The organism is uncultured Tepidimonas sp. (assembly GCF_938045175.1).
GTDB lineage: Bacteria > Pseudomonadota > Gammaproteobacteria > Burkholderiales > Burkholderiaceae_C > Tepidimonas.
The window spans coordinates 1-8,282 of record NZ_CALIND010000005.1; the positions used below are offsets into that span (position 1 = coordinate 1).

Consider the following 8,282-nt stretch of genomic DNA (forward strand, 5'->3'; position numbering starts at 1 on the left):
TCGTGTCGGGCGTGTCGGGGCGTTCGCGGCGCAGGCGCTCTTGGCGCAACCGAGCGACTTCCAGCAGGTGGTGCTGATAGTCATCCACATCGCCGTCGAAGGGGGACAGTCGTCCGTCTGCGACCAGCCAGAACTGGTCGCACACGCTGCGCAGCAGGGCGCGGTCGTGGCTGACCAGCAGCACGGTGCCCTCGAAGGTGCCGAGCGCCAACGTCAGCGCCTCGCGTGTGGCCAAATCGAGGTGGTTGGTGGGCTCGTCCAGCAGCAGCAAGTTGGGCCGCTGCCAGACCAACAGCGCAAGCAGCAGGCGGGCCTTTTCGCCGCCGCTGAGCGTGCCCACGGGCTGTGCGGCGCTGTCGCCACCGAACAAAAAGGTGCCCAGATGGGTGCGCAGATCCTGCTCGCGGGTGGATTGCCCCGCGAGCGTGCCTTGGGCCTGCGCGTCGCGGGCCCAGCGCAGCAGGTGCTGCAGCGGGGTTTCGTCGGGGCGCAGGATGTCCAGCGCATGCTGGGCAAAGTAGCCAATGCGCAGGCCCTTGCCCGGCACCACCCGGCCCGCCAGCGGCGGCAGCACCCCGGCGATGGTCTTGACCAAGGTCGATTTCCCCTGCCCGTTGGCGCCCAGTATGCCGATGCGCTGCCCCGGCAGGATGCTGCAGCGCACTGCTTGCACGACCGCGTGGTCGGTGTCGCCTTGGTAGCCAACGGTCACGTCCTGCAGCGTGAGCATCGGGTTGGGCAGCGCGCCAGGGTCGGCGAACTCGAAACCGAAATCGCCCTCAGCCAGCACGGGCGCAAGTCGCTCCATGCGCTCGAGCGCCTTGAGGCGGCTTTGCGCCTGGCGGGCTTTGGTGGCTTTGGCGCGAAAGCGATCGATGAAGCGCTGCAGGTGCGCGATGCGCTCTTGCTGGCGCAGGTAGGCCGTCTGCTGCTGTTGCAGTTGCTCGGCCCGCATCTGCTCGAAGCGCGTGTACGAGGCGCCGTAGCGCGTCAGGCGTCCTTGCTCCAGGTGCAGGGTGACGCGGGTGACGGCATCGAGCAATTCCCGGTCGTGGCTGATCACCACCAGCGTGCCGGGGTAGCGTTGCAGCCACCCCTCCAGCCAAACCACGGCGTCCAGATCCAAGTGGTTGGTGGGTTCGTCGAGCAGCAGCAAGTCGCTCGGGCACATCAGGGCCCGCGCCAGCTGTAGCCGCATGCGCCAGCCACCGGAGAAGGCGTCCACCGGTCGATCCAACTCGGCGGGGGCGAATCCCAAGCCCAACAACAGTGCCTGGGCGCGGGCGCGCGCATCGTGGGCGCCCGCGTCGGCCAAGGCGGCGTGCGCCAGGGCGATGGCGTCGCCATCGCCAGTCGCCTCGGCGGCGTGCAGCTGCGCCTGCGCCTCTTGCAAGCGGGTGTCGCCGACCAGCACGAAATCGGTCACCGGGGTGTTGCCCTCGGGCATCGATTGCGCCACGTGGGCGATGCGCCAGTGGCGCGGCACGCTCACTTCGCCCGCGTCCTCGTGTAACCCCCCCAGCAGCAACGCGAAAAGGCTCGATTTGCCCTCGCCATTGCGGCCCACGAGTCCGACTTTCTCGCCGGGATGGAGGGTGACGCTGGCGCCGTCGAGCACCACTTTGGCCCCACGGCGCAGCGTGACGTCGCGCAGCGTGATCATGGTGCGGGGTGCGGGTCGGGTGGCAGGTCGTCGTGAGCCAGGGCCAGCGCTTCGCGCGTGATGAGCACCACCGAGTCCGCGCCCGCACTGGTGCGCAGCCACACCACCGGTAGGGTGGGAAACGCGCGCTCGAAATGCACGCGCTCGTGGCCGATCTCCAGCACCAATACCGCGTCGTCGGTCATGTGTTCGAGCGCGTGCGCCAACAGGTGGCGCACGAAGTCCATGCCGTCTTCGCCCCCGTCGAGCGCCAGTACGGGTTCGGCCCGGTATTCCGGTGGCAACGCCGCCATGCTGGCACGGTTGACGTACGGCGGGTTGCACACAATCAGGTCATAGCGGTCGGTGAGGTTTCGCCAGCCGTCGCTGTGCAACAGCCGGATGCGATCTTGCAGGCCGTGCCGCTGAACGTTGCGCGCCGCTACCGCCAGGGCATCGGTGCTGATGTCGCTGGCGTCCACCTGCACGTCGGGCCAAGCCATGGCGGCCAGCACCGCCAGCGAGCCGTTGCCCGTGCACAGGTCGAGCACGCGGTGCGTGTGCGGCGACAGCCAAGGGTCGAGTTCGTCGGCTTGCGGTGCGGCAGCGATGAGTTCGGCGATCAGGCTGCGCGGCACGATCACCCGCTCGTCGACGTAAAACGCGACGCCTTGCAGCCACACCTCACCGGTCAGATAGGCGGCGGGCTTGCGCGTGCGAATACGCTCGTCGATCAGCGCGCCCACGGCGTCCGCGTCCGCGGGTGCGACCGGTTGATCAGCGTGCGCATCCAGGTCGAAGTCGAGTGGCAACCCCAGCCGCCACAGCACCAGCCAGGCGGCTTCGTCGCGCGCATTCGTGGTGCCGTGGCCCAGCGCGACCCCGGCCGCTTCCAGCTGCTGCTGGGCTTCATCGATCAGGCGGGCCAGCGTCATCACGGTCGCGCCGCTCCCGCGAGTCGCTCCAGCGTGCGCCGGTAAATGTTTTTGAGCGGCTCGATGTCATCCAGCGCGATGCACTCGTCGATCTGGTGGATCGTGGCGTTGGGAGGGCCCAGTTCGACCACTTGCGGGCAGATCTGGGCGATGAAGCGCCCGTCGCTCGTGCCACCGGTGGTCGAGAGTTCGGCCTCTAGGCCAGTGACGTCTCGGATGGCGCTGCGCACGGCGTCGACCAGCGCGCCGGCCGGCGTCAAAAAGGGCAAACCTCCGAGGGTCCAGACCAGCTCATAGTCCACATCCTCGTGCAATCCGTGCCGCGTCAGGATGTCGTGCACGCGCCGCTGCAGGCCGTCGGGGGTGGATTCGGTGCTGAAGCGGAAGTTGAAGTCGACCACCACCGTGCCCGGGATGACGTTGCTGGCCCCTGTGCCGCCGTGGATGTTGCTCACCTGCCAGCTGGTGGGTAGGAAGTGGGCATTGCCCTCGTCCCAGCGGGTGGCGACCAGCTCGGCCAATGCCGGCGCGAGCAGGTGAATGGGATTGCGCGCCAGGTGCGGGTAGGCGATGTGCCCTTGGATGCCTTTGACGGTGAGGCGTCCGCTCAGGGTGCCACGGCGGCCGTTCTTGATCATGTCGCCGGTGCGCTGCACGCTGGTGGGTTCGCCCACGATGCACCAGTCCAGGCGCTGGCCGCGCTGGCGCAGCGCATCGCACACGACCACCGTGCCGTCGCGCGCAGGCCCCTCCTCATCGCTGGTGAGCAAAAAACCGATGGCCAGCGCGGGCTCCGGGTGCGAGCGCAAAAACTCCTCGCACGCCACCACCATGGCCGCCAGCGACGACTTCATGTCGCTGGCACCGCGGCCGTAGAGCTTGCCGTCGCGCACCGTGGGCGTGAAGGGGTCGCTGCTCCAGTGCTCCAGCGGTCCGGTGGGCACGACGTCGGTGTGTCCGGCGAAGACCAGTACCGGCGCGTCCGGGGTGGCTGCCGGCCGCAGTGCCCACAGGTTGGTGACGCGAAAGTCGTCCGGGCCACTCTCGATGGTTTCGCACACAAAGCCCAGTGCCCGCAGTCGCTCGGCGAGCAGGGTTTGGCAGCCGGCGTCCTGCGGCGTGACGGAGGGGCAGCGGATCAGGGCCTCGGCAAGGCGTTGGGTGTCGGTCATCGGGGTCGGCGCCCGGGTGGCGCTCAGGTCGAGGGGGGAAGAAAACCTTCGAACGAGGGCCCGCCGCCTTTGCCGGGTTCGTCGGCACGGCCGCCAGGCCGGCTTTGCGCGAGCGCGCGCGCCCGGTCGTCGTTTTGCAGCCGCCACAGCAGGTTGGTGGGCGAGTCGGCGTAGGCCAAGCCCTCCTCACGCGTGATGCGCCCAGACAGAATCAGCCGCGCCAGGTCCGCCTCGAAGGTCTGCGATTCTTCGGCCATCGACTTCTCCAGCGCCTCGCGCACGCCGAAGAAGTCGGCTTTTTCGATCAGCTCGCTGATCAGGCGCGTGTTGACCATCACCTCGACCGCCGGTGTGCGGCCGCCGTCGACGGTGCGCAGCAGCCGCTGCGAGACGATGGCCTTGAGCGACGAGGCGAGGTCGTTGAGCATCGTCGGCCGCACCTCGACCGGATAGAAATTGAGGATGCGATTGAGCGCCTGGTAGCTATTGTTGGCGTGCAGGGTCGCGAGCACCAGGTGGCCCGACTGAGCGTAGGCGATGGCTTGCGACATGGTGTCGCGGTCGCGGATTTCGCCGATCAGGATCACGTCCGGCGCCTGGCGCAACGCGTTCTTGAGCGCCACCTGTAACGATTCGGTATCGGTGCCCACCTCGCGCTGGTTGACGACCGACTTCTTGTTCTTGAACAAGTATTCGATCGGATCCTCGATCGTCAGGATATGGCCCGTGGTGTGTTCATTGCGGTGGTCCAGCAGGGCGGCGAGCGTCGTACTCTTGCCGGAGCCGGTGGCGCCGACCACCAGCATCAGCCCGCGCTTGGCCATGATCATTTGCGTGAGCACGGGCGGGATGCCCAGCTCTCCCACCTTGGGAATCTGGCCGCTGATGAATCGAATCACCACGGCGCAGGTGCCGCGCTGGCGCATGGCGCTGATGCGAAAGCGACCGACGTCGGGCATCGGGATGGCGATGTTGAGCTCGCCGCTGCGATCGAACGCTTGCAGCTGCTCGGGCTTGACCACCTCGGCCAGCAGCCGGTAGGGCCCGTCGGCGGGCAGTGGCTGGTCGTTGACCGGCAGCGTCACGCCGTTGATTTTGATGAGCACCGGTGCCGAGGCCGACAGATAGACGTCCGACGCCTTTTTGTCGGCCATCAGCCGCAGCAGGGATTCCATCACACCCATCGAGGTTGCCCTGTGGGAGCGCGTCAGTCGCGCAACAAATCGTTCAAGCTGGTTTTGGCACGCGTTTGCGCGTCCACCCGCTTGACGATGATGGCCGCGTACAGGCTGTACTTGCCGCCCTCTTTGGGCAAGCTGCCACTGATGACGACCGAGCCGGCCGGCACGCGGCCGTAGAGGATCTCGCCCGTGGTGCGGTCGTAAATCGGGGTGCTTTGGCCGATGTACACGCCCATCGAGATGACCGAGTTCTCCTCGACGATGACGCCTTCGACGATCTCGGAGCGCGCGCCAATGAAGCAGTTGTCCTCGATGATGGTGGGATTGGCTTGCAGCGGCTCGAGTACGCCGCCCAAACCCACGCCACCCGAGAGGTGGACGTTCTTGCCCACCTGCGCGCACGAGCCGACCGTGGCCCAGGTATCGACCATGGTGCCTTCATCGACGTAGGCGCCGATGTTGACGTAGGACGGCATCAGGATCGCGCCCTTGGCGATGTAGCTGCCGCGCCGGGCCACGGCCGGCGGCACCACGCGCACGCCAGCGGCGGCCAGCTCCTGTGGGGTCATATGGGCGAATTTGGTCGGCACCTTGTCGTAGAAAGTCAGATCGCCCGCGCGCACCACCTCGTTGTCGCGCAGCCGAAAGCTCAGCAGCACCGCCTTTTTGATCCACTGATGCACCGTCCATTGGCCGACACCGTGGCGCGTCGCCACGCGCAGACGGCCGCTGTTGAGTTCGGCAATGACGTGCTCGACGGCGTCGATGATCTCTTGCGGGGCGTTGCCAGGCGAGAGCTGGCTGCGGTTGTCCCAGGCGTTTTCGATGATCTGCTGCAGTGGGTGGGTCATGGTCGTGGACACGGGGGTGGGAAAGGAGTCAGCACTGGATGAAACGCACGATGCGGCTGGCCGCCTCCAGGCACTCGTCGGCATCGGCCACGAGCGCCATGCGGATGCGCCCGGCGCCCGGATTCGACCCCTGCCAGTCGCGCGCCAGGTAGCTGCCGGGCAGCACGGTGACATTGTATTGGGCGAACAATGCCCGGGCAAAGTCGGTGTCACTGCCGCCACTCGTGCCGCCGAAGCGCTCGGGCACGCGTGCCCACAGGTAAAAGCCGGCGTCGGGCAGCCGCACGTCCATTACCTGTGCCAGCAGCGGGGTGACGCGCTCGAACTTGGCGCGGTAGCGCGCGCGGTTGTCCTGCACGTGCGACTCGTCGGCCCAAGCGGCGGCGCTAGCGGCTTGCACGGCCAGGCTCATGGCGCTGCCGTGGTAGGTGCGATAGAGCGTGAAGGCGCGAATGATGTCGGCATCCCCCGCCACGAAACCACTGCGCAGCCCGGGTGCATTGCTGCGCGTGGACAGGCTGGTCAGCATGATGAGGCGCCGGAAATCGTGCCGCCCCAGCGCTGCGGCGGCTTGCAGAGCGCCCAGTGGGGGCTCATCGCGAAAGTAAATTTCGCTGTAGCACTCGTCGCTGGCGATGACGAAGCCGTGGCGATCGCTCAATTCGAACAGGCGCTGCCATTCGGACAGCGGCATCACCGCGCCCGTGGGGTTGCCGGGCGAGCACGCATAGACCAGCCGCGTGCGTGCCCAAACCGCATCGGGCACGCGATCCCAGTCCACCGCGAAGTTGCGCGCCGGGTCGCTGGGCGCAAACCACGGCGTGGCGCCGGCCAACAGCGCCGCGCCTTCGTAGATTTGGTAAAACGGGTTGGGGCAGACGACGACCGGCTCGTCGGCGCTGGCGAAGGCACGCGGATCGATGACCACCTGGGCCAGTGCGAAGAGCGCCTCGCGCGAGCCCAACGTGGGCAAGATCTGGCGCACCGGGTCGACCTCGATGCCATAGCGGCGCTGCAGCCAGTCGGCGCAGGCCTGGCGCAGCGCGGCTGTGCCGGCGGTGGCGGGGTAGGCGGCCAAGCCGCCGGCGGGGTCATCGATGGCCGCGTGCAGGGCGCGTTTGAGCACCTCGGGGGTGGGGTGGCGCGGCTCGCCGATGCCCAGGTTGATGGGTCGCAGCGCCGGGTTCGGGGTGATGCCGGCCGTGAGTGCGCGCAGGCGTTCGAACGGATAAGGCTGCAGGCGCTGCAGCAGCGGGTTGAGCGCATCGGTCATGGGGCGCAATGGTAGCGGGTGCGGACACGTAAACTAGCGCCCCGTGCGCTTGCAAACGATCAAACTCTCCGGCTTCAAGTCGTTCGCCGATCCCACGACGTTCCATCTGCCCGGGCAGCGGGTGGGCGTCGTCGGCCCCAATGGCTGCGGCAAGTCCAACATCATGGACGCCGTGCGCTGGGTGCTGGGTGAGTCCAAGGCCAGTGAGCTGCGCGGCGAGTCCATGCAGGACGTCATCTTCAACGGCACGACCACCCGCAAGCCCGCCCAGCGGGCCAGTGTGGAGCTGGTGTTCGACAACAGCGCGCGCCGTGCGGGCGGCCCTTGGAACCAGTATGCCGAAATCGCAGTCAAGCGCGTGCTCACGCGCGACGGCACCAGCAGCTACTTCATCAACCAGCAGCCGGTGCGCCGGCGCGACGTGCACGACGTGTTTTTGGGCACGGGCCTGGGGCCGCGCGCGTACGCCATCATCGGCCAGGGCACGATCAGCCGCATCATCGAAAGCCGACCCGAGGAACTGCGGCTGTTTCTGGAGGAGGCAGCCGGGGTATCCAAATACAAGGAGCGCCGGCGCGAGACCGCCAACCGTCTGGCCGACACGCGCGAAAACCTGACGCGGGTCGAGGACATCCTGCGCGAGCTCAACGCGCAACTGGAGCGACTGGAGCAGCAAGCCGAGGTGGCACGCCGCTACCATGAGCTGCAGGCGGCGGCCACACGCCGTCAGCACCAGCTGTGGTGGCTCAAGCGGCGCGAGGCCGAGACGCAGTTGGCACAGGTACGTGCCGAGGGTCAGCAGGCGGTCGACGCGCTGCAGGCGGGTTTGGCCGAGCTGCGCCGTATCGAGGCCGACCTGGAAACACTGCGCCAGGCGCATTACGAGACGGGCGAAGCGGTCAACCGCGCCCAGGGGCAGCTGTACGAGGCGGCGGCAGAGGTGGCCCGGCTGGAAGCCGAGATTCGCTTCGTGGGTGAGGGGCGGCAGCGCGCCGAGCAGCGTTTGCAGGCGTTGACTCAGCAGGCGCAGGAGTGGCGTGCCCGTGCCGAGGCCGCCGTGCTGGAGCTGGCGGCGCTGGATGAGCAAGAAGGCGGCGCAGCCGAACAGGCTGAAACCTTGGCGGCCCAGCTGGAAGAGCAGACCCAGCGCCTGCCCGCGCTGGAGGAGGCCTGGCGCCAGGCGCAGGCGCGCCTGACCCAGCAGCGCCAACGCGTGGCCAACGTGCAG

The 8,282-nt window shown here is 67.9% G+C and carries 7 protein-coding genes; 1 reads left to right on the top strand and 6 read right to left on the bottom strand.

The genetic code is table 11. The features are described 5' to 3' along the window. The 6 genes from Q0716_RS00405 to dapC all read right to left on the bottom strand — a co-directional run. Window positions 1-1,663 (bottom strand): ATP-binding cassette domain-containing protein (locus Q0716_RS00405; protein WP_299018478.1); only part of this gene is annotated, 1,663 nt, incomplete at its 3' end. After that, window positions 1,660-2,577 carry a 50S ribosomal protein L3 N(5)-glutamine methyltransferase gene (gene prmB, locus Q0716_RS00410; RefSeq protein ID WP_299018480.1) on the bottom strand — a complete coding sequence of 306 codons (918 nt, stop codon included), beginning with the start codon at window positions 2,575-2,577 and terminating at the stop codon, window positions 1,660-1,662. The genes Q0716_RS00405 and prmB, both read right to left, overlap by 4 nt. Beyond that, window positions 2,577-3,749 carry a succinyl-diaminopimelate desuccinylase gene (gene dapE, locus Q0716_RS00415; protein WP_299018482.1) on the bottom strand — a complete coding sequence of 391 codons (1,173 nt, stop codon included), beginning with the start codon at window positions 3,747-3,749 and terminating at the stop codon, window positions 2,577-2,579. The genes prmB and dapE overlap by 1 nt, the downstream gene beginning before the upstream one ends. Before the next feature lie 23 nt (window positions 3,750-3,772). Then, window positions 3,773-4,933 carry a PilT/PilU family type 4a pilus ATPase gene (locus Q0716_RS00420; RefSeq protein ID WP_299018484.1) on the bottom strand — a complete coding sequence of 387 codons (1,161 nt, stop codon included), beginning with the start codon at window positions 4,931-4,933 and terminating at the stop codon, window positions 3,773-3,775. A gap of 23 nt (window positions 4,934-4,956) precedes the next feature. Further along, the gene (gene dapD, locus Q0716_RS00425) at window positions 4,957-5,781 is read right to left on the bottom strand and encodes a 2,3,4,5-tetrahydropyridine-2,6-dicarboxylate N-succinyltransferase (protein ID WP_299018485.1); all 825 of its coding nucleotides are present in this window, start codon (window positions 5,779-5,781) and stop codon (window positions 4,957-4,959) included. Window positions 5,782-5,809: 28 nt separating this feature from the next. Next, window positions 5,810-7,054, bottom strand: a complete 1,245-nt coding sequence (gene dapC / locus Q0716_RS00430; RefSeq protein ID WP_299018487.1) for a succinyldiaminopimelate transaminase — start codon at window positions 7,052-7,054, stop codon at window positions 5,810-5,812. A 43-nt stretch (window positions 7,055-7,097) separates the two neighbouring features. Between dapC and Q0716_RS00435 the strand changes: the two genes are divergently transcribed. Continuing rightward, window positions 7,098-8,282: AAA family ATPase (locus Q0716_RS00435; RefSeq protein WP_299018489.1), on the top strand; the 1,185-nt coding region annotated here is incomplete at its 3' end.

Coding starts and splice junctions, on each gene's coding strand:
- dapE (WP_299018482.1), bottom strand. CDS start 3,749: ATGACCGACACCCAACGCCTTGCCGAGGCCCTGATCCGCTGCCCCTCC.
- dapD (WP_299018485.1), bottom strand. CDS start 5,781: ATGACCCACCCACTGCAGCAGATCATCGAAAACGCCTGGGACAACCGC.
- dapC (WP_299018487.1), bottom strand. CDS start 7,054: ATGACCGATGCGCTCAACCCGCTGCTGCAGCGCCTGCAGCCTTATCCG.
- prmB (WP_299018480.1), bottom strand. CDS start 2,577: ATGACGCTGGCCCGCCTGATCGATGAAGCCCAGCAGCAGCTGGAAGCG.
- Q0716_RS00420 (WP_299018484.1), bottom strand. CDS start 4,933: ATGGGTGTGATGGAATCCCTGCTGCGGCTGATGGCCGACAAAAAGGCG.